The organism is Streptomyces sp. 130 (genome assembly GCF_007096885.1).
In the GTDB taxonomy this organism is placed as follows: domain Bacteria; phylum Actinomycetota; class Actinomycetes; order Streptomycetales; family Streptomycetaceae; genus Streptomyces.
Genome location: NZ_VJNO01000142.1, coordinates 1 through 317, shown reverse-complemented (window position 1 = coordinate 317; position 317 = coordinate 1). Strand labels below are relative to the sequence as shown.

The window sequence follows — 317 nt, the reverse complement described above, 5'->3', positions numbered from 1 at the left end:
GCGCCGGTCAGCTCCAGGACGAACTGGGCGGTGTAGACGTCCGTGGTCTGCTCGTCGTATCCGGCGTGGAAGGCCAGACCTTGCTGGAGCGGGGAGAGGGAGGTGACATCGGCCAGACCTCCTCCCTCCGTCCGCAGCTCGGCTTCCAGGGCGTCGATGTCGTCCTGGGCGAGGTCTACGAGGGAGAAGTCGGACGGTGTGTGCCCGCCCGCACCCTGCTCCACCGCTTCAACGATCGCTGCCAGCTCGGCGAACCAGGCCTCGGCCAGCTCCTCGACCCGGTCCCGGGACAGGATCTCGCCCGCCCAGGACCACAC

At 69.1% G+C, this 317-nt stretch carries 1 protein-coding gene; it reads right to left on the bottom strand.

Annotated features, from left to right (window positions below; all coding sequences use genetic code 11):
- The coding region (locus tag FKN01_RS32825; protein ID WP_185993094.1) for a hypothetical protein at positions 1 to 317 on the bottom strand (317 nt) is incomplete at both ends.